At 70.9% G+C, this 19,147-nt stretch carries 15 protein-coding genes, 2 tRNA genes and 1 riboswitch; of the genes, 6 read left to right on the top strand and 11 right to left on the bottom strand.

All coding sequences use genetic code 11. From position 1 onward, the window contains the following. Positions 1-416: 416 nt before the first annotated feature. Positions 417-1,841 carry an MFS transporter gene (locus tag OHT51_RS22440; RefSeq protein ID WP_328880708.1) on the top strand — a complete coding sequence of 475 codons (1,425 nt, stop codon included), beginning with the start codon at positions 417-419 and terminating at the stop codon, positions 1,839-1,841. A gap of 83 nt (positions 1,842-1,924) precedes the next feature. On the opposite strand, the gene OHT51_RS22435 is transcribed toward OHT51_RS22440, so the two are convergent. Beyond that, complete coding sequence (locus OHT51_RS22435; protein ID WP_328880707.1) at positions 1,925-2,272, bottom strand: hypothetical protein; 348 nt, start codon at positions 2,270-2,272, stop codon at positions 1,925-1,927. A 356-nt stretch (positions 2,273-2,628) separates the two neighbouring features. On the opposite strand from OHT51_RS22435, the gene lhgO reads away from it, so the two are divergent. The 3 genes from lhgO to OHT51_RS22420 all read left to right on the top strand — a co-directional run bounded on the left by lhgO (position 2,629) and on the right by OHT51_RS22420 (position 6,355). Then, entirely contained in the window at positions 2,629-3,855 is a 1,227-nt protein-coding gene (gene lhgO / locus OHT51_RS22430) for an L-2-hydroxyglutarate oxidase (protein WP_328880706.1), read from the top strand. Positions 3,856-4,009: 154 nt separating this feature from the next. After that, on the top strand, positions 4,010-4,861 hold the full coding sequence (trmB, locus tag OHT51_RS22425) for a tRNA (guanosine(46)-N7)-methyltransferase TrmB (RefSeq protein ID WP_328880705.1): 852 nt from the start codon (positions 4,010-4,012) through the stop codon (positions 4,859-4,861). A 159-nt stretch (positions 4,862-5,020) separates the two neighbouring features. Then, positions 5,021-6,355 (top strand): PrsW family intramembrane metalloprotease, encoded by a 1,335-nt coding sequence (locus tag OHT51_RS22420; protein WP_328880704.1) that lies wholly within the window; start codon positions 5,021-5,023, stop codon positions 6,353-6,355. A 19-nt stretch (positions 6,356-6,374) separates the two neighbouring features. Here the strand turns inward: OHT51_RS22420 and OHT51_RS22415 are convergent, their stop codons facing one another. From OHT51_RS22415 to OHT51_RS22395, 5 genes are all read right to left on the bottom strand, one after another. Beyond that, complete coding sequence (locus OHT51_RS22415) at positions 6,375-7,319, bottom strand: aldo/keto reductase (protein WP_328880703.1); 945 nt, start codon at positions 7,317-7,319, stop codon at positions 6,375-6,377. Between the two features lie 196 nt (positions 7,320-7,515). Continuing rightward, positions 7,516-8,541: a M23 family metallopeptidase gene (locus OHT51_RS22410; RefSeq protein ID WP_328880702.1), complete on the bottom strand. Its 1,026-nt coding sequence runs from the start codon at positions 8,539-8,541 to the stop codon at positions 7,516-7,518. An 11-nt stretch (positions 8,542-8,552) separates the two neighbouring features. After that, a riboswitch (cyclic di-AMP (ydaO/yuaA leader) is annotated at positions 8,553-8,710 on the bottom strand. Between the two features lie 229 nt (positions 8,711-8,939). Then, positions 8,940-10,043, bottom strand: a complete 1,104-nt coding sequence (locus OHT51_RS22405; protein WP_443052722.1) for a PP2C family protein-serine/threonine phosphatase — start codon at positions 10,041-10,043, stop codon at positions 8,940-8,942. Between the two features lie 102 nt (positions 10,044-10,145). Further along, positions 10,146-10,219: transfer RNA gene (locus OHT51_RS22400), tRNA-Met, on the bottom strand. Between the two features lie 98 nt (positions 10,220-10,317). Next, complete coding sequence (locus OHT51_RS22395) at positions 10,318-11,451, bottom strand: dihydrofolate reductase family protein (protein WP_328880700.1); 1,134 nt, start codon at positions 11,449-11,451, stop codon at positions 10,318-10,320. A gap of 48 nt (positions 11,452-11,499) precedes the next feature. Between OHT51_RS22395 and OHT51_RS22390 the strand changes: the two genes are divergently transcribed. Both OHT51_RS22390 and OHT51_RS22385 read left to right on the top strand, forming a co-directional pair. Then, on the top strand, positions 11,500-12,015 hold the full coding sequence (locus OHT51_RS22390; RefSeq protein WP_328880699.1) for a MarR family winged helix-turn-helix transcriptional regulator: 516 nt from the start codon (positions 11,500-11,502) through the stop codon (positions 12,013-12,015). 116 nt (positions 12,016-12,131) lie between these two features. Then, positions 12,132-12,776: a GTP cyclohydrolase II gene (locus tag OHT51_RS22385; RefSeq protein WP_328880698.1), complete on the top strand. Its 645-nt coding sequence runs from the start codon at positions 12,132-12,134 to the stop codon at positions 12,774-12,776. A 68-nt stretch (positions 12,777-12,844) separates the two neighbouring features. Here the strand turns inward: OHT51_RS22385 and OHT51_RS22380 are convergent, their stop codons facing one another. The 5 genes from OHT51_RS22380 to OHT51_RS22360 form a co-directional block, all read right to left on the bottom strand. After that, a complete protein-coding gene (locus OHT51_RS22380; RefSeq protein WP_328880697.1) occupies positions 12,845-16,123 on the bottom strand; it encodes a S8 family serine peptidase in 3,279 nt (1,092 codons plus the stop codon). A gap of 421 nt (positions 16,124-16,544) precedes the next feature. Continuing rightward, positions 16,545-16,889: a hypothetical protein gene (locus OHT51_RS22375; RefSeq protein WP_328880696.1), complete on the bottom strand. Its 345-nt coding sequence runs from the start codon at positions 16,887-16,889 to the stop codon at positions 16,545-16,547. A gap of 250 nt (positions 16,890-17,139) precedes the next feature. Further along, complete coding sequence (locus OHT51_RS22370; protein ID WP_328880695.1) at positions 17,140-17,508, bottom strand: STAS domain-containing protein; 369 nt, start codon at positions 17,506-17,508, stop codon at positions 17,140-17,142. Between the two features lie 235 nt (positions 17,509-17,743). Continuing rightward, positions 17,744-18,748, bottom strand: a complete 1,005-nt coding sequence (locus OHT51_RS22365) for an STAS domain-containing protein (RefSeq protein ID WP_328880694.1) — start codon at positions 18,746-18,748, stop codon at positions 17,744-17,746. A gap of 310 nt (positions 18,749-19,058) precedes the next feature. Beyond that, positions 19,059-19,131 (bottom strand) — tRNA-Lys (locus OHT51_RS22360). Positions 19,132-19,147 lie beyond the last annotated feature (16 nt).

Raw genomic sequence — 19,147 nt, 5'->3', positions numbered from 1 at the left:
ATCGGCGCCGTAAGGACAGGCTCGCGCACGCTCCGTGCAAGTCCTGCGCACTACTCGGCGTACTCGTCGTGCGCGCAGTCCGGGGAACGGAGTGCGCCCCCCGGACCGTTCCGCCGCCCGCGGGGATGTAGGCGGCGGAATCCCCCAGCCCACTGGATCCAGTACAGCGGGCCGACCCACGCAGAAGCCATGGAACCGCTCCCCAGGTGGCTGGAGAAGAGCGCACGGACGGGCGCACAGCCACACACCGGGAGCACGTCACAACTGTGCGTAGGGGGTGCACACTTGAGTACGGACCACAATCCCGCCATCCGGAAGAATGCCCCTTAACGCTTGGGATGCGGCGAACTACGCTGGGTTTACGAATGCCGCATGGTTATGCCAGCGCGGCAGCCGTCTGTGTCGAGGGGTGGCGCATGTCCAGGGAGCAACGCGGGCCGAACGAAAAACTCGGCGCCGTTCTCGCCCTCGCGGGAATCAGCAATGCAGGACTCGCTCGACGCGTCAACGACCTTGGCGCTCAGCGGGGCCTGACTCTTCGCTATGACAAGACATCGGTGGCGCGCTGGGTGTCGAAGGGCATGGTGCCGCAGGGTGCCGCGCCGCATCTCATCGCCGCCGCGATCGGCCAGAAGCTGGGCCGCCCGGTGCCGCTCCACGAGATCGGCCTGGCGGACGCGGACCCCGCACCCGAAGTGGGCCTCGCCTTCCCCCGGGACGTCGGACAGGCGGTGAAGTCGGCGACGGAGCTCTACCGTCTCGATCTCGCCGGACGCCGGGCCGGCACCGGCGGCATCTGGCAGTCGCTGGCCGGATCCTTCGCAGTAAGCGCGTACGCAACGCCCGCCTCACGTTGGCTGATAACCCCGGCCGACACTTCGGTGGCGCGCGAGGTGAGTCCGTCCGAGAGCTCCGGCGCACCGCTCAAAGTCGGCCACAGCGATGTGCAGAAGCTACGGGAGGCCGCCGAGGACGCCAGACGCTGGGACTCCAAGTACGGAGGCGGCGACTGGCGTTCGTCCATGGTGCCCGAGTGCTTACGGGTGGAGGCGGCGCCGCTGCTGCTCGGCTCGTACTCCGACGAGGTGGGCCGTGCCCTGTTCGGGGCGAGTGCCGAACTCACCCGCCTCGCCGGGTGGATGGCCTTCGACACCGGACAGCAGGAGGCCGCCCAGCGGTACTACATCCAGGCCCTGCGGCTCGCCCGCGCGGCCGCCGACGTGCCCCTCGGCGGGTACGTCCTGGCGTCGATGTCTCTCCAGGCGACCTACCGGGGCTTCGGCGACGAGGGCGTCGACCTGGCCCAGGCCGCGCTGGAACGCAACCGGGGGCTCGCCACGGCCCGCACCATGAGCTTCTTCCGCCTCGTCGAGGCACGCGCACACGCGCGCGCAAGTGACGCGCAGGCCGCCGGCGCGGCCCTGAAGGCGTCGGAGGGCTGGCTGGAGCGGTCCAGGGAGGGGGACAACGACCCGTCATGGCTCGGGTTCTACTCCTACGACCGGTTCGCCGCGGACGCCGCCGAGTGCTACCGGGACCTGAAGGCACCGCGTCAGGTACGGCGGTTCACGGAACAGGCGCTGTCGAAGCCGACGGAGGAGTTCGTGCGCTCGCACGGACTGCGGCTCGTCGTCTCGGCGGTCGCCGAACTGGAGTCGGGCAATCTCGACGCGGCGTGCGAGCAGGGCGTACGGGCGGTGGAGGTCGCGGGGCGGATATCGTCCGCGCGTACCACCGAGTACGTGAAGGACCTGCTGCACCGCCTGGAGCCGTACGGCGACGAGCCGCGGGTCGTCGAGCTACGGGAGCGGGCGCGGCCGCTGCTCATGGCGCCGGCCTAGACGGGGATCTCCGGCACGCGCGCGTGCGCGGCGGCGCGGCAAGGCTGAGCCGCCGCGCCGCCGTGCGGTCCGGGCGGCAGGCGTTACGACGCGCCGTTCGTGCGCCCGAAGCAGCGCTCCAGTTCGTCGAGCTTGTAGAAGGTGCTGCCCTCGGCGATGGGGAGGCAGCCGGCCGCGAGGACCAGGTCGGCGTCCTCGCCGTCGCTCCCGGAACGAGAGCCGTGCCGGGAGACGTTCTCCGTGAACACGGGCGTGAAGCCGGCGGGGGGCCGTTGGTAGCTGCGGGGGTTCTGGCCGGGGGTGTAGGTCGCCTTGGTGCCGTAGCTGTCCCGGGTGCCGGCGTTCTTGGCGGTGCCCGTGTCGGCGCCGGCCGGGGTGGCGACCAGAAGGGCGGCCAGGCCGAGGGCCAGGGCCGGGGGGAGGCATCTCATGGATGTGCCTCTCATGGATGCGCCTCTCGCGGATGTGCCTCTCTGGGATGCACGTCTCATGGCGGGGCGTCTCGTGGCGAGGCGTCTCATGGCGGGGCCGTTTCGTTCAGTGCCGCTGCATCGCACCGAAGCGGCAGACCGGATGACTGCCGCATCGTCGAAGCGGCGCATGAACTCTCCGTGGCTGAATCACGGCTGGTCGGTGGCCGGATTTCCCGCCCTTGCCAAAGGTTCCCCCTCGAAATCGCCACGCCGAGGTGCGCGAGCCCCGCATCCGGGTCGGGCCGCGTCGGTCCCCCGGGTTTGAGTGCGTTGTCAGTGGCGCAGTGCATTATCGAAACCGGGAGGTGGAGCAGGTGCGGACGATCGCTTACGACTGTGACGTGCTCGTGGTCGGCGGTGGGATCGTCGGGCTGGCCACGGCGTTCGCGATCACGCGTGCCGCGCCGGGGACCCGGGTGACCGTGCTGGAGAAGGAGCCGGGTCCGGCCCGGCACCAGACGGGCCGCAACAGCGGGGTCATCCACAGCGGGATCTACTACCGGCCGGGGTCGCTGAAGGCGCGGTACGCGGTGCGGGGTGCCGCCGAGATGGTCAAGTTCTGCGCGGAGTACGGCGTCGCGCACGCCGTCACCGGCAAGCTGATCGTCGCGACCGAGCGGGCGGAGCTGCCGCGCCTGCACGCACTGGTGCAGCGCGGCCGGGAGAACGGCATTCCGGTACGGGAGCTGGGCGTCGCGCAGATCGCCGAGTACGAGCCGGAGGTGCGAGGGCTCGCGGCCATACACGTCGGGACGACGGGCGTCTGCGACTTCGTCGGGGTCGCGCGGCAGCTGGCCGAGGCGTCCGGGGCGGAGATCCGGTACGGCGCGCAGGTCGAGCGCATCGACCGGCGGGCGGACCTCGGGGTCGCCGTGCGGACCACGCGCGGGGACGTCGTGCGGGGGCGGGTGCTGGTGAACTGCGCCGGGCTGTACTGCGACGAGGTGGCCCGGATGACGGGGGACGAGCCCGGCGTGCAGATCGTGCCGTTCCGGGGGGAGTACTACTCGCTGGCGCGGCCCGAGCTGGTGCGGGGGCTGGTGTATCCGGTGCCGGATCCGGCGTTTCCGTTCCTCGGGGTGCACCTCACGCGCGGGATCGACGGGGATGTGCACATCGGGCCCAACGCGGTGCCGGCGCTGGCCCGCGAGGGCTACGGGTGGGGGGTCGTCCGGCCGCGGGAGGTCGGGGCGACGGTGGCGTGGCCCGGGGTGTGGCGGATGGCGCGGCGGCACTGGCGGTACGGGGCCGGGGAGCTGCGGCGGTCCGTGTCGCGGGGGGCGTTCACGGAGGCGGTGCGGAGGCTGTTGCCCGCGGTGACTGCGGATGATCTGGTCCCGGCTGCGGCGGGGGTGCGGGCGCAGGCGGTGCTGCGGGACGGGGCGCTGGTGGACGACTTCCTGATCCGGGAGGGGGATCGGGCCGTGCATGTGCTGAATGCGCCGAGTCCTGCGGCGACGGCTTCGCTGCCGATCGGGCGGGAAGTGGCTCGGCGGGCGTTGGCGGTACTGGGGCGCTCCGCCGGTTCTGGGGCGGGGTGATCTCGCCCCCGTCCCAACCCGCCGCCCCTACCCGTCCCGTACCTGGGACTGCCGCCCCCAACCCCCAGACCCCCGCTTCGGCCCTGAACGGGCCTCGTCCTCAGACACCGGACGGGCTGGAACGTCTCCGGCTCCCCGTAAAATCGTTCCCACTGTGTCTGACTCCCTCAACGCCCCCGAAGCCCCGCAGCCCGGCGCCCCGCATCAGTCCGAGGCCCCCGGCGAGCACGTCGGTCATCATCCCGGTGTCTCCGTTCGGCACACCCGGGCCAAGGGGGAGCCCCGGTTCCCGGACGGGCCGAAGGCCGACCCCGCCGGGTCGCATTTCGAGCGGCGGATCCGGAGTTTTCAGCCGCGGCGGAGCAGGGTGACCGCGGGGCAGGCGGACGCGTTGCAGCGGCTGTGGCCGAAGTGGGGGCTCGATATCGACGGGCAGTGCGTCGTCGACCTCGCCGAGCTGTTCGGGAACGACAACCCCGTCGTGCTGGAGATCGGCTTCGGGATGGGAGAGGCGACCGGGCAGATGGCCGGCGCCGACCCCGGCACCAACATCCTCGCCGTCGACGTCCACACCCCGGGGCAGGGCAATCTCCTCAACCTCGCCGACCACAACGGGCTGAACAACGTCCGCGTCGGCAACGGCGACGCCATCATCCTGCTCCGCGAGATGCTCGCCCCGGACTCGCTCAACGGCCTGCGCGTCTATTTCCCCGACCCCTGGCCCAAGAAGCGGCACCACAAGCGGCGGCTGATCCAGCCGGAGTTCCTCAGCCTCGCCGCGACCCGGCTGAAGCCCGGCGCGCTGGTGCACTGCGCGACCGACTGGGAGCCGTACGCCGAACAGATGCTCGAAGTGCTGACCGCGCACCCCGACTTCGAGAACACACAGGCAGACGGCGGTTTCTCGCCCCGTCCGGAGTTCCGGCCGCTGACCCGTTTCGAGGGCCAGGGACTGGACAAGGGTCATGTGGTGAACGACCTGCTCTTCCGCCGCGTACAGCGGTAGGAGCAGCGGGAAGCACAGCACCGACACCAGCACAAGCATCTCCACCAGCACCAGCACCAGCACCAGCACCGACCAGACCATCGACAGCAAACCCCACCGGCGCCCGAGCCCCCCTCGCGCTGCTGCGGGCGGCGCCCCTGCCTCGTTAGGGTCCATGCCGTGGCCACCTGCCCCCCGTATCCGACGCACCCCACCGGTCCCACCGGCGGCGCACTGCGGCACGCGCACTGGTGGCAGAAACGATGGGTGCGTTACGGTGCGCTCAGCACCCTGCTCGCGCTCTCCGGGCTGGTCATCCTCGCGCTGGTGCGTGAGCAGACCGGCACCGAGGGATTCCTGGTCGGGCTCGGTCTGGCCGTCCTGCCCGTGCCGCTGCTGGTCGCCGCGTTCCGGTGGCTGGATCGCGTCGAGCCGGGCCCGTGGCGCAATCTGCTGTTCTCCTTCGCCTGGGGCGCCTGCGCGGCGGCGCTGATAGCGATCGTCGCCAACAGCTTCGCGACCCGATGGATAGCGACCGCGACGGCCGATCCGTCGCACGCGGACACCCTCGGCGCGACCGTCATAGCGCCCGTGGTGGAGGAGATCGCGAAGGCCGCGGCCGTCCTGCTGGTCTTCCTCTTCCGCAGGCGGGACTTCACCGGCATCGTCGACGGCGTGGTGATAGCCGGCGTCACCGCCACCGGTTTCGCCTTCACCGAGAACATCCTCTACCTCGGCACGGCCTTCGGTACCGACCAGCTCTCCGGCGACCGCGGCATCGCCTCCGTCACCGCGGCGACCTTCTTCGTCCGCGTGATCATGTCGCCCTTCGCGCACCCGCTCTTCACCGTCCTGACCGGCATCGGCTTCGGCATCGCCGCACTCTCCGGTGAGCGGCAGCACGTGCGGCGCGTCCTCCTCCCCCTCTCCGGGCTGCTGCTCGCCATGGGCATGCACGCCCTGTGGAACGGCTCGTCGTCCTTCGGCGAGTTCGGGTTCTTCGCGGTGTACGCGGCCTTCATGGTGCCCACGTTCGGGCTGCTCACCTGGCTGGTCATCTGGACCCGGCAGCGCGAGCTGAGGACCGTGCGCGAGGAGCTGCCCGCCTATGTCGTCACCGGGTGGCTGTCGCCGAGCGAGCCGTACGCACTGGGCTCGATGCGGGACCGGCGGGTGGCCCGGCAGTACGCGCGCCGCCACGGCGGGCGGACGGCGGCGCGAGCCGTGGCGCAGTACGAGGCCTACGCCACGTCGTTGGCGTTCCTACGGCACCGGGGGCGCCGCGGGCGGGCCGGCGCCGACTTCGTCGTACGGGAACACGAGTTGCTGCACGAGCTGTGGCGACGCCGGGAGGTCGCACGGCCGGCACTGGAGCACGCGGTGGCCTCGGCGCGGGTCTGGCCGCCGGCTCATGGGTACGGAGCGCCGCCCGGTCACTGGCAGCCGTACGGGAGCGGGTACGCGGGATACGGGGCGGCGGCGCCCTACCCCGCGTACAACCCCTATCGGACGTGACCGTGGGGCGGCGGGAGGATCAGGCCGACGCCGCCGTGAGCCTCCCCAGTTCCTCCTCCGTCAACGTCAGCTCCGCCACCCCCAGCAACGCCGGGAGCTGCTCCGGCGTCCGTGCCGAGGCGATCGGGGCCGTGACCGTCGGCTGGGCCGCGAGCCAGGACAAGGCCACCGTGGCCACGGGCACCTCGTGGGCGGACGCGATCTCGTCCAGCACCGCCAGCACCCTGCGGCCCCGCTCCGTCTCCGCGTGCTTGCCGGCGCCCTGGGCACGGGGACTGTCCACGGCCGTACCGGCGCGGTACTTGCCCGTGAGGAACCCGGCCGCCAGGGCGAAGTACGGGACCGCCGCCAGGCCCTGCCGTTCGGCGAGGTTCTGGAGTTCGCCCTCGTAGGTGTCGCGGGAGACCAGGTTGTAGTGGGGCTGGAGGGCGACGTAGCGAGCCAGGCCTTCGCGGTCGGAGAAGGCGAGGGACGCCTCCAGCCGCGTCGCCGAGATGTTGGAGGCGGCGATGTTGCGCACCTTGCCCGCCTTCACCAGCTCGTCCAGCGCGCCGACGATCTCCTCGACCGGCACTTCCGGCTTGTCGAAGTGGGTGTAGTACAGGTCGATGTGGTCGGTGCCGAGACGGCGCAGGGAGGCGTCCGCGGCCGCCTTGATGTTGGCGGCGGTGAGGCCCTGGAAGTCGGGATGCTGGCTGACCTTCGTGGCGATCACGATGTCCGCCCGGTTGCCGCGCGCCTTCAGCCAGTTGCCGATGACGGTCTCGGACTCGCCGCCCACGTTGCCCTCGACCCACGCCGAGTACGAGTCGGCCGTGTCGATGAAGTTGCCGCCCGCCTCGGTGTACGCGTCGAGGACGGCGAAGGACTGGGGCTCGTCGGCGGTCCAGCCGAAGACGTTGCCACCGAGGCAGAGCGGGAAGACCTCGAGGTCGGAGGAGCCGAGCTTGCGTAGAGAAGTCATGCTCGACATCAACGTCCGCGATGGAGGCCGATCTTCCGGAAGGGCCGCAAAGTTCCCGTAAACAGGCGAACCCCGGCGCTGCGGATACCGGCAGCCCTGACGTCGGGGGGACGCCGTCAGGACTGCCGGGGATCAGAGCAGGAAGCCGGGGTTCAGAAGTGGCCGAGCCTCAACAGGCGCACGGGCCGTCAGGACTTCAGGGCGTGAGCCCCTTGCCGCGCAGCCACGCCAGCGGGTCGATACCGCTGGAGCTGCCGCCGGGGTGCACCTCGAGGTGCAGGTGGGCGCCGGTCACGTTGCCCGTGGCGCCGACGCGGCCGATGACGTCACCGGTGTTGACCTTCTGGCCGACGCTCACGCTGATCGAGGACTGGTGCGCGAACCAGACCTCGGTGCCGTCGTCGAGGGTGAGCTCTGTCTTGTAGCCGTACGAGCCGTCCCAGCCGGCGAACGTGATCGTGCCGCTGTGCACGGCCTTGATCAGTGTGCCCGAGGGAGCGGCGAAGTCGAGGCCCGTGTGGTAGCCGGAGGACCAGTAGGCGCCGGCCTGCCCGAAGGTCGAGGTGAGGGTGTACGAGGAGGTCGGCAGCGTGTACTGCTTGGCCAGCTCGGCGAGGCGCTCGGCCTCGGCCTTCTTGCGGGCCTCCTCCTCGGCCTCGGCCTTCGCGGCGGCGGCCTTGGCCTTGGCTTCCTTCTCCGCCTTGGCGGCCGCGTCGGCGGCCTCCTTCTCGGCGGCGGCGACCGCGGCTGCGGCGGCCTTGCTGTCGATCTGGTCCTGCTGGAACTCGGCCTGCGCGATGATCCGGCTCCGCAGCGCCTCACCGGCGTCGGAACCGCCCTGCGCGGTGTCCTCGGAGGTCTCGCCCATGGTGCTGAGCGCGGTGGCCGCGTCCTCGGCGGGGTCGGAGGAGTCGTCCGAGATCAGGGGCAGGTCCGGCATGGTGATGGCGACCGGCGGCTTGCCGCTGTTCGCGCTGGCCATGCCGCCCGCGCCGACGGCGGCTATGACACCGACGCCGAGAACCGTGGAGCTGCGGGCGAGTCCCCCGCCGCGCTGCTTGGAGACGCGATGCCTGCCGCGTACGGGACGAAGGGACTCCGCGGTGGGGTTCCACTCCTCGAAGGGGCCCTCGTCGGTGCGGTTGCGGTCGTAGCCGAAGGTGTCGGTATTGCGCTGACTCGGCACGAACGGGGCTTGCGGGGCAGGCCGGTTGGACGCCACGTGGGCGTACTCCTTTCCTTCCTTCTCGCCTACCGGGTTAGCTGACGGGTTCGGAGCAGGAAGGTCTCCTACGCGCGTATACCGCCCGTGAGTTCACGGTGGTATTTGCGCGATTCACCCCAAGGTGGTGGTTCCCCGGTTCCCTTTCGAGATTCGGCGCGTGCGCACGGAGCCGCCTCTTGTGACGGCTGGGACGACCGCGCTGCGTTATCGAACGTTAATAGACCCGGGGTGCGGATTCCAAGCTGTTCCACTTGATCATTAACGATTTTCGCCCGGACTTACGGGTCATGAGCGGCCTAAATCGGGCGAGTTGGCCAGACCTCAGGTGTCACACGGGTATTGACGGTATGTCAGTTGTTATGCGGAGGGGGATCGCCCGGTCACGGCCGGTGACATCACGGCCGTCGTACGGCGATGAGGGCCATGTCGTCCGCCATCCCGCCCCCGGAGTGCCGTCGCACATCCGTCGCGAGGACGCCGAGCAGTGCGGCCGGCTCGCGGCGGGCGTTGGCGCGCCCCGCGAGTCCCACCTCGGGGTCGTAGAAGCGGTCGCTGTCGTCCCGTGCCTCGCTCAGGCCGTCGGTGTACAGGAGCAGCGTGGCCCCGCTCGGGCATTCGGCCTCCTGGGCCCGGTCGGGCCAGACGCCCAGGTCCCGCATGCCGAGCGGCAGTGCGGGCTCGGCGGCGGGCAGCGCGCGCACGGTGCCGTCGGCGTACAGCAACAGGGGCGAGGGATGCCCGCGGTTGACGAGGCGCACGATCCCGCTGCCGTGCGGAAGTTCGGCGAGTACGACGGTGGTGAACCCCTCGTCGGACTCGGCCCACTCGCGCCGGTCGCGCTCGCGGGCCAGCGCCCGCTCCAGGCGCAGTGCCACCGCCTCCAGCGTGGCCTCCTGCTCGGCGGCCTCCCGGAAGGCACCGATGACCACGGCGACCGCGCCCACCGCCCCGATGCCCTTGCCGCGTACGTCCCCCACGACGACCCGCAGGCCGTGCGGGCTGTCCTGCACGGCGTACAGGTCGCCGCCGATGGACGCGCCCTCCTGCGCCGCCTCGTACCGCGCCGCGATCTGGAATCCGCCGATCCGCTCGGCGGGCTGGGGCAGTACGGCGCGCTGGGCGGCCTCGGCGATCTCGCGGGCGGAGGCGAGGCGTTCGTCGCTGCGGCGGACGAGGATGTTGATGAGGACGGCGAGGACGGAGACGGTGACCACGGTGACCAGCTCCGTGATCACCTCGGCCCGGCCGAGCTCGCCGCGCGGGATACGCAGCACGAGCAGTGCGGCGACGGCCACGACGCCCGTGAGCACCGTGCCGCGTTGCGAATAGAGCGGGGCGGCGACCAGGGGTGCCGCGGTAAAGAAAGGGGCGCCGGTGAAATCCGTCGGGGTGACGTGGTCGTACACGCCTCCGGCCGCGATCAGCAGGGCGGGGAGCAGCCGGACGAACCGGCGTGCGTACGAGATCCGCCGTTGCTCCACCTCACCAGGGTTGCCGATGCGGGAACGCGGGGCGAGCGGTGAGAGCCGACCGGACGAGCGGCGCGGTCGGGGGAAAACACTCAGGGCCGGAACTGATCAGTTCCGGCCCTGAGTCATCAGTAGCGGGGACAGGATTTGAACCTGCGACCTCTGGGTTATGAGCCCAGCGAGCTACCGAGCTGCTCCACCCCGCGGCGATGACTCAATAGTACGCCATCCGCAGGACAAGATGCACACGCGTTTCCCCGGCCCCGCCCTGAACAGTGTTTTCCGCACCCGTCGGGCGGGACGGTCAGGGCAGCAGATGGCTGTTCGGAGCCTTGGCCCGCCCCTCGTATTCCGGCAGGACCACGACATCCACCCCCTCCCCCGCCAGCAGCCCGCTCCCGTCGGCCCCCGCCACGAAGGTGTCCGGCTCCCGCCAGGCCGTCACCACCCGCCGCACCCCCGCATCGAGGATCAGCCGCGCACAGGGCACCGGCCGGGACGCCCGATGCGTGCAGGGCTCCAGGCTCGTGTAGACCGTGGCGGAAGTCACCCGCGGATCCCCCGCCGCGATCTTCGCCAGCGCAGCCTCCTCCGCATGCACCACGGGATCACCGCCCTCCCGCGAGTACCCCCGCGCCAGCTCCGTGCCGTCGGCCGCCACCACGACCGCCCCGACGCTGAAGGCCGTCTCCGACGGCGGGCACTGCGCGGCCAGATCGCAGGCCGCCGCCAGCCACCTCCGGTCCGCGGCGGACGGCAGGACACCCGCACCGGGCGCCGTCGGCTCGTAGCGCATCAGCACGACGTCCTCGATCTGCCGCGTCTCGACCAGCCGCAGCCGACCGCCCTGGTAGCCGCCGGGTCCGAACAGCCGGGGCGCGTCCGGATCGCCCACGAACAGGGGCGCCAGCACCAGCTGCACCTCGTCCGCCAGCCCCTGCTGAAGGAGCTGCGTGTGAACGGTGCCGCCCCCCTCGACCATCAGCCGCTCGACGCCGCGCACCTCGCGCAGGTGCCGCAGCAGGCGCCGCCAGTCCAGGTCGGCGCCGAGCGCGACCACGTCCGCCGCGACCGGCGCCCGGCGCAGGCGCTCCGCGCCCTTCTCCGTCGTGTAGACGATCTTCTCGCCGCCGGTGTGCCAGAAGTTCGCCGTCGGGTCGAGTTCGCCGGACGCGCTGACCGTGACCTTGAGCGGATACTCCGGTTTCCCGGCCGCCATCCGCGCGGCCCGCCGCTCGGCCGAGTTCACCAGCAGCCGCGGGTTGTCCGCGCGGATCGTGCCGGCGCCGATCAGGATCGCGTCCACGGACGCCCGTACCTCGTCGACCCGGTCGAAGTCCGCCGGGCTGGAGAGCAGCAGGCGCTCGGGGCTGGTGTCGTCGAGGTAGCCGTCCAGCGAGACCGCGGCGGACAGCAGGACGTAGGGGTACGACGGCATCGGCACGCTCCGCTTGGTTCAAGTTTGAAACAAACCTACACTGGTCGCATGACGACTCGCTGGCTCACCCCCGAGGAGCAGCGCGCCTGGCGCGCCTACATCGCCTCCGCCGCCCTCATGGAGGACGCGCTGGACCGGCAGCTCCAGCAGGAAGCCGGCATGCCCCATCTGTATTACTCCATCCTCGCCACCCTGTCCGAGGCTCCGGAGCGGCGGCTGCGCATGACCGACCTGGCGGAGGGCCTGAAGATCACCCGCAGCCGGCTGACGTACGCCGTGACGCGCCTGGAGAAGGACGGGCTGGTGCGGCGCGAGGACTGCCGCTGGGACAAGCGCGGCAGCATCGCGGCCCTGACCGAGGAAGGGATGCGCGTCCTGGAGCGGGCGGCCCCGGGCCATGTGGAGACCGTACGGGCGCTGCTCTTCGACCGGCTGACCCCGGAGCAGGTCGGGCAGCTGGAGGAGATCTTCACGGCGGTGGCCGGGGGCTTCCAGGGCGACACCGCGCACGCCACCGCGGACGACGTGCCGTGGCGGCGGCGGTCCAACAAGCCCTGTTCGTGACGTACGCCACAAGTAACTCATTGCTTCAAATTTAAAGCATGGGATAGGGTCCTGTATCGAGGTTCTGCTTCAAATCTGAAGCAGCTGGCCCCCCGCACGGAACCCGGAGAACCCGCATGCCCGACTTCACCGCCGCCGCCACCCAGCGCGCCCGCGTCCGGGTCCCGCTGCGCTTCCAGGACGGCTACGGCGTCGACGCCGAACTCGTCACCTTCCACGGCCTGACCGACGGCCTGGAACACGTGGCCGTCGTCCTCGGCGACCCCGCCCCCGGCAGCACTCCCCTGGTCCGTCTGCACTCCGAGTGCCTGACCGGCGACGTCTTCGGCTCGGCCCGCTGCGACTGCGGCCCCCAGCTGCGCGAGGCCGTCGAGCGCATCGCCGAGCGCGGCGGCGTGCTGCTGTACCTGCGCCAGGAGGGCCGCGGCATCGGCCTCTACAACAAGCTCGACGCGTACGCCCTCCAGGACCAGGGCCTCGACACCTACGCCGCGAACGCCGCGCTCGGCCTCCCTGAGGACGCCCGCGACTACACGGCCGCCGCCCAGATGCTCATCGCCCTCGGCATCGACGAACTGGACCTGCTCTCCAACAACCCCGACAAGGCCGACCAGTTGCGCGCCCTCGGCATCAAGGTCCAGGGCCGCGTCCCGACCGGCGTCTTCGCCACCCCGGACAACGTCCGCTACCTGCGCGCGAAGGTCCTCCAGACCCAGCACACGCTCCCGCTGGGCGACCTCGCGAAGCTCAGCGCGGGCTGAGCGAACGGCAACAAGAAGGGGCGGGCGCCCGGCACCGGACGCCCGCCCCTCAGTCGTGGTGCCGACGACTACGGCGTGACCTTCTCGATCGTCACCCCGCCGACACCCGCGGTCGTCCCGCGCGTGTTGACCAGCCGCACCTCACCGAACAGCTGACGGCCCTCGGGCACGGCCCGTGCGACGGTGACGGTCGCCGCGGCCTTCGCCGAGTCACCCGTGCCGAGCTTCACCGGCGCCGACTCGTCGACCTTGACCGAGCCGAGCGCGGAGGAGAAGTACGCGTCCCGGTAGTCGTAGGCGGTCGAGCCGGACGGCACCTCGAAGCCGGCCACCTCGACGGTGTACTTGCCGGCGGCCGGGTCGGCGATGGAGACGGCCTCCTCGGCGTCGCCGTCCGCGGACTGGCCGACGAGCTTGCCCTGGGCGTCGTACACCGACAGGTCGAGGTCGGCGCCCAGGTCGGAGACCTTGCCGATGGAGACGTCCAGCGAGGTCGTGCCCTCGGGCACCTCGATGGTGCTGGTGTGCGTCTCACCGCCCTTGATGGTCGGCCGCGCGGTCTTCGACGAGCCGAGCGCGCCGCCCTTGAGGTTGCCCTCGACGGCCTCCAGTTTGTTGGTCACCGTCCAGGAGGCGGCGACCGGGGAACCGACCTCGGCCTCCGGCACGGTCACGGACTCCGGGTCGAAGGAGGCGCCGTACACGGCGGCGTTCAGCTTGAACGGGTTGTCCAGCAGCGCCGACGTACGGCGCGAGTCGACCACGATCTCCCAGACGCCGGGCACCGGCTCGGAGGACTCGGGGAGGTCCTTGGTGTCCGGGCTGTTGTCCGCGGCGGGAACGCCGTAGGGGTTGATGGCGGTGAAGAACGTCCGGCTGCCCTGCTTCAGCCCGCCGAGCGTGATCTCCAGCGACTCCGTGCCCTCCGGGACGGTCACGAAGTACGACCTGAAGTTGTTGCGCTGCACCGAACCCGAGGCGGTGAAGGTGTACTTGGCCGGCGTGGAGACGACGACGGTGGTGAGGATCTGCTTGTCGACGCCGGCCGTCCTCGGGTCGTCGGCCTCCAGGATCGCGCTCTTGATGCCCGCGTTCTTCGGCGCGGCCTGCACCTTGACCGTCACCGGCTTGTTCAGCGGCAGGTCGACGACCTTCGGGCCGCGGATCGAGAAGGTGCGGGCCTTGTCGTTGGCCAGGCGCAGGGTGTGCGGGAGGGAGCCGGCGGGGCCGGACGTACGGGTGACGGTGACGTCGTACGTCTTCTTCTTGCCGGCCTTCAGGCCGCCCTCGCGGTCGTACAGACCCGTGCCGGAGCCCGGCGTCTTCAGCGCCTGGTCGAGCGCGGTGTCGACGGGGGCCTTCACGGCGTAGTCGTGGGCGGTGGCGCCCGCCTCGACCGCCTTCCAGGCATCGGCGACGTCGATGCGGCCGGCGCCCTCCTCGTATGCCTGGAGTCCCTCGATGTGGTGGGCGGTCGAGGTGAGGGCGGTGCGCAGCTTCTCGGGCGTCAGCTTGATGCCCTTCTGCTTCGCGGCAGACAGCAGCAGCGCGGACGCGCCCGCGGCCTGCGGGGACGCCATCGACGTGCCGTTGTACATGGCGTAGCCGGCCGGCAGCTTCCAGCCCGCCTCGGCGATGGGCGCGCCCGGCATCCAGGCCGGGATCGTGCTCACCGCGGCGCCGGGGGCCACGACGGTCGGGGTGAAGCCGCCGTCCTCACGCGGGCCGCGCGAGGAGAAGTTGAACAGCTGGTACTTGGTGCGCACGCCGGTGCCGTAGTTGGCGGCGAAGGTCTCCTTGGAGACGCCGGCGCCGACCGAGATGACCTTGTCGGCGAGGCCGGGGTCGCCGATGGTGTTGGCGCCGGGGCCGGAGTTGCCCGCAGAGAGGACGAGCTGGACGCCGTAGGTGTCGATGAGCCGTGTGTAGAGCTCGGCACGCGCGTTGTTGCCGTCGTTCAGCGGAGGCAGCCCGCCGATGGACATGTTGACGACGTCGACGCCACGGTTGGCGACGAGGTCGATCATGCCCTCGGTGAGCGCGACGCTGGAGCAGCCGGGGCCGAAGATGCAGGCCCGGGAGGACACAATCTTCGCGCCGGGTGCCTGGCCGTCCATCCTGCCGCCGAGCAGGCCGTTGGCGGCGGTGGTGCCGGCCACGTGACTGCCGTGCGCGCCGGCGGTGAGGCCGATGTTGACGAAGTCGGCCTTCTTGCCGGCCCAGTCGCCGCCCAGCGGGTCCATCGGGATGTCCTTGCGGACCTCCACGACGAAGTCCTGGCTCTCGGCGATGCCGGTGGCCGGGTCGTCGGTGCCGAAGTGGCCGACCTGGTGGCCGTCCTTGTACGGCTTCATCGGGGTGTCGTCGGTGAAGTCGCCGTTGTCGTTCACGTCGACGGTGACCTTGCCGGCCTTGGCGTCGTACAGGACGCCCCAGTCGTCGGTCGTGTCGCCGTCGCGGTTGACGTCGCCGTCGGCGTCACCGTCCGCGGCCTTGCCCTGCTCGGTGACGTCCTCGCGGAAGGTGCTGACCTGGTACGCGCCCTCGGGCGCCGTCCAGCTCTTGCCGCCGAAGGTGAAGGACGGCCCGGAGACGGAGGTGGTCATCGCCCGCCAGGTGCCGTCACCGTCGACGATCGGGTCGGTTGCGGTCACCCAGTCGACGATCTTGCGCTCACCGGTCGTCGTCTTCTGCAGCGCCGGGCTCGCGAGGTCGACGCCGGTGTCGAGGACGCCGATGGTGACACCGCGGCCGTCCGCCTTCGGGTTCTTCTTCACGAAGTCGACGGCGCCCGTCTCGAAGGACGGGTTGTACGGGTTCTTCGCGGGGGTGTTCTTGTCGGGGCCGGGGTAAGTGGCGACGGAGGCGGCCGACTTGGCGCCGCTGTCGAGGCCCGGCTCCTCCAGGGGTATCTCGTCCCGCAGGTCGATGGCCCGCACGGAGGAGAGCCGCGCGGCGGACGCGATGGCCGAGTCCGCCCTGCCGGTCGGCACGGTGGCCCGTACATAGCCGAGCTTGTCGTAGGTACGGCCCACGGAGCCGCCCTTGACCGCGTCCAGCTCCGCGGCGACCTTCTCGGTCTGCCCGGGCGCGGTGGCGATCATCATGGTGACGGTCTTGTCGCGCTGCGCCTTGGCCTCGGCGAGGAGGTCGGCGTCGTCCGCACCGAGCTTGTCATGAGCGGACTTCACGCCGGGGTCGGCCGCGGTGGCAGTGGCGCCGTCCGCGGCAAGGGCGAGGGGTATGGGGCCGGCCGCGGAGAGCGCGGCGACGAGGCCTGCGGCCACGGCGATACGGGCAGCGCGTTTCGCGCCCGATATCGGGGCCGTGTGGGGGGTGGGGGGCATGGTGATCCCTGGTGCTGAAGGAACGAAGACGTCGGCGGCCGGATCGAGCACCTTCGACCGCCGCGGTCCGGAATGTGATCCCGGATGATCGCCCAGCTTCCCTCAAGGGACCGATTTCTGTTGATAGTTCAGGGCGGGGAGATTTTCACCTGGCACAAACCCGCCAAGCGCCATGGCGGACGTTTCGGAGCAGGCTGTGACATTCCTGTGAGACGGCAGGGACTGGCGGGACGCCGGAGGTTCGGGAGGCGCGGCCCTTGCGCGGTAGAGAACTCCGCCATCGCCCAGCCCTCAGCAGTTCGGCGTCTTCCTCGACGCAGCCGAGGGCGACCGCCTGGTCACACACGAACCTCACAACGAGGCAGCGCCCGACCCGACCGAAGTCGACTCGGGCGCTGCGACGGCGTCCGCTCACCCATGTTCAGAGGCGGAGCAGTCGTTGGATGACCTCCCGGTACTGCCTCAACGCGAGGTGGAGTTCGGCGGACTGCGTTTCGGGATCGTGGTCCTGCCAGCCCGCGCGGAGGGTACGCCGCTGTTCGGCGAGGACGGCCATGAGCTGAGCTGTGGCTTCGTCGAAGGCGCCTTCGGCCTCCTCCAGCGACTGAAGCGGGGTGTCGGGGAAGGTGTTGAGGGCCCGTCCGAGACGCTGGGCGATCTTGTCACGCTCGGCCGACGGGAACAGCGGGGCCGGGCCGGGGCCGCGGCTTCCCGCGCCGCGGGGCTGGTCTGCGGGCTGTCGGGCGCGATTCTGGTCGTACATCATCAAGTGCCGCTTCCTTGCGTCGTGCCGGATTTCCGGAGCGGCATGGCACTGCGCCCTGCCGCCAGTCACGTCCGGCGCCGACCCGTGTCAACGCGATGCCGCTTTCCGAACGAACGCGGTTGTTCCTGTTTCCAGTGAGTCCACCAGACCACATTCCTTCCACAGCACGCCACGAAGGCCCACGAAAGCACAGCCGGTGCTCGGACCGCCCGCTCAGCGCGGGGTGGCACCACAGCGGCTCCGCCGTACATCACGCGGGCCGGTCCGCCGCCGCGCGGTCCGCAGGTACGCCCTGCCAGGCGTCCTGGACACTGGCGTACCGCGGGAACCGCTTCAGCAGGTCCGCGGCCCGGAACACCAGATTCGACGCCCGCCGGGTGTGGACCACGCGCACCCATCCGCTCCGCCGGCGGCAGTCGCGCCACGCCGCGCACAAGGGGTCCAGGACGCTGCCGTCCATGAACGTCACCTCGCTCAGGTCAACGATCAGAAACAGCCGACCGATGCCGTGGGGGGCGTCCTCCAGGTCACGCGCGAAGGCCCGCGTGGTCGTCAGGTCCAGTTCGCCGCCCACCCGGACCACGCGGCACTGGTCGAACAGATCGGGGTACGGGCCCATAGGTGCCCATCTCCTCTGTCGCTGAGGTGGCTTTTGCCTTGCGCAGGGCCTCTGTTGCGCGGAAGGGGACTTCACGGAGAGGGCCGGGGTCACGGGCAGCCGTACGACCAACCTACTGCCGGCAGGGAGGAGGCGTGCCCCTTCTCCAGGTATTGACGGATTTGCCAAAGGCCCTCCGATGTCGCCCAGGTCAGCCGCCGGACCGAGGCTGTTGGGGAGCGGACCACCTCTGCCACTACGCCCGGCCCCGCCCGGTGCCCCGAAGGGCAGGCACCGGAGGTCCGCTGTCCCGGGACAGGGTCAGCACGCAAGGAGCGCCCCGTCCGGGCAGCCCGACCAACTCTCCGCGGTTCAGCCAACCCCACGACTCGTAAGCGGCTTGTCCGGCCCGGTCGGCCGGGTGCAGCAGGGCGACCCCGAGTGCGGCGTGCCGATCGGCCAGCAGACGCTGCTGCAGGCGGCGGCCGATGTCGCGGTGTTGGCCCTGGTGCTGAGCCACGACCTGAGTGATGAGCAGGAACCCGGTACCGCCGGCGAGCCGCCCGATGCACTCCTGCAGCCCTCGCTCGGAGCGGCCCTCGGGGCTCACCGGAAATCCGAAGCTGCATCCCACCAGCACCGTCGTCTCGGCGAGCAGCAACGCGAAGCCGGGCCGGCGCGCGCTGACGGCAAGTTGCCACAGGAAGTCGACCCGCTCTCGGTGCGCCTGTCCCGAGGAGCCCGCGACGGGTGCCACGGCCAAGTCGGCGATTTCTTCTCTCATCCCCTCCGCCTGCCAGCGGTTCAGCCTGCGCAGACGTATCCCGTCCTTGACCACCGGCACGTCCGCGCGGCCGCCGGACGCGCGTGTCCCTCCGGCCGACCCGACCGACGCAGATGTGTCCAGCAGGTCATGGAGCAGTGCGGGTGGCACCGCATGGGCCGGGGCCGCGAGGAGCAGGGGAGCGGAGCCGGTGACTGCGAGGAGCCGGGTGATCTGCGCGCACGGATGGTGCAGCCGCAGCGCGGCGTGTACCCGCTCGGCACGGCGTGACGTCGTCAGGAACACGTCCAGGCCCTTGGCGTCGCAGGAGCCGACGGTGGTGAGATCGACGTCGATGACGGTCATGCCGTCACGCAAGCACTGCTCCAGCGCGGCCCGCAGCAGGGGCGCCGTGGCCGGCCCCACCTCTCCCAGGAGCGTGACCAGGGCTCGCTCCCCCTTGTCACGCCGGTGGATGTCCAGCCGCCGCACTTCCATCACCCCGCCCCTCGGCAGGGATTCACAACGCCCCGGGCAGGGTGCGCAGTTGCAGTGATCGCGGCGTCCATGATGCCGACCCGTCTCCGCACCGTCCGCTCGGGCGGCCCGGGGTTCGTCTCGCGCCGAGGACGCCCCGGCTAACGGCCGGAATGCGCGATGCCCTCGGTATGTCCACGGTACGCCGCCGACGGTCTCGACCCGCAGTCCCGGACGGGCTCATCGAAAACGAAGCAGCGCCCGAGCCAACTTAAGTCGTCTCAGGCGCTGCGCAGCAGGTCAGAGGGGGTACCCCCCGTCACCCGCACCGTAGGCCCTGTGGGACTCGAACCCACAACCAATGGATTAAAAGTCCACTGCTCTGCCAATTGAGCTAAGGGCCCAGGCGGTGTTGCCTCC

Origin of the sequence: Streptomyces sp. NBC_00299, from assembly GCF_036173045.1 — a bacterium.
GTDB classification, from domain to species: Bacteria; Actinomycetota; Actinomycetes; order Streptomycetales; family Streptomycetaceae; genus Streptomyces; species Streptomyces machairae.
This window is presented reverse-complemented; position numbering and strand designations above follow the sequence as displayed.

Coding starts and splice junctions, on each gene's coding strand:
- OHT51_RS22440 (WP_328880708.1), top strand. CDS start 417: ATGTCCAGGGAGCAACGCGGGCCGAACGAAAAACTCGGCGCCGTTCTC.
- OHT51_RS22435 (WP_328880707.1), bottom strand. CDS start 2,272: ATGAGATGCCTCCCCCCGGCCCTGGCCCTCGGCCTGGCCGCCCTTCTG.
- OHT51_RS22415 (WP_328880703.1), bottom strand. CDS start 7,319: ATGACTTCTCTACGCAAGCTCGGCTCCTCCGACCTCGAGGTCTTCCCG.
- OHT51_RS22395 (WP_328880700.1), bottom strand. CDS start 11,451: ATGCCGTCGTACCCCTACGTCCTGCTGTCCGCCGCGGTCTCGCTGGAC.
- OHT51_RS22390 (WP_328880699.1), top strand. CDS start 11,500: ATGACGACTCGCTGGCTCACCCCCGAGGAGCAGCGCGCCTGGCGCGCC.
- OHT51_RS22385 (WP_328880698.1), top strand. CDS start 12,132: ATGCCCGACTTCACCGCCGCCGCCACCCAGCGCGCCCGCGTCCGGGTC.
- OHT51_RS22380 (WP_328880697.1), bottom strand. CDS start 16,123: ATGCCCCCCACCCCCCACACGGCCCCGATATCGGGCGCGAAACGCGCT.
- OHT51_RS22375 (WP_328880696.1), bottom strand. CDS start 16,889: ATGATGTACGACCAGAATCGCGCCCGACAGCCCGCAGACCAGCCCCGC.
- OHT51_RS22370 (WP_328880695.1), bottom strand. CDS start 17,508: ATGGGCCCGTACCCCGATCTGTTCGACCAGTGCCGCGTGGTCCGGGTG.
- OHT51_RS22365 (WP_328880694.1), bottom strand. CDS start 18,748: ATGGAAGTGCGGCGGCTGGACATCCACCGGCGTGACAAGGGGGAGCGA.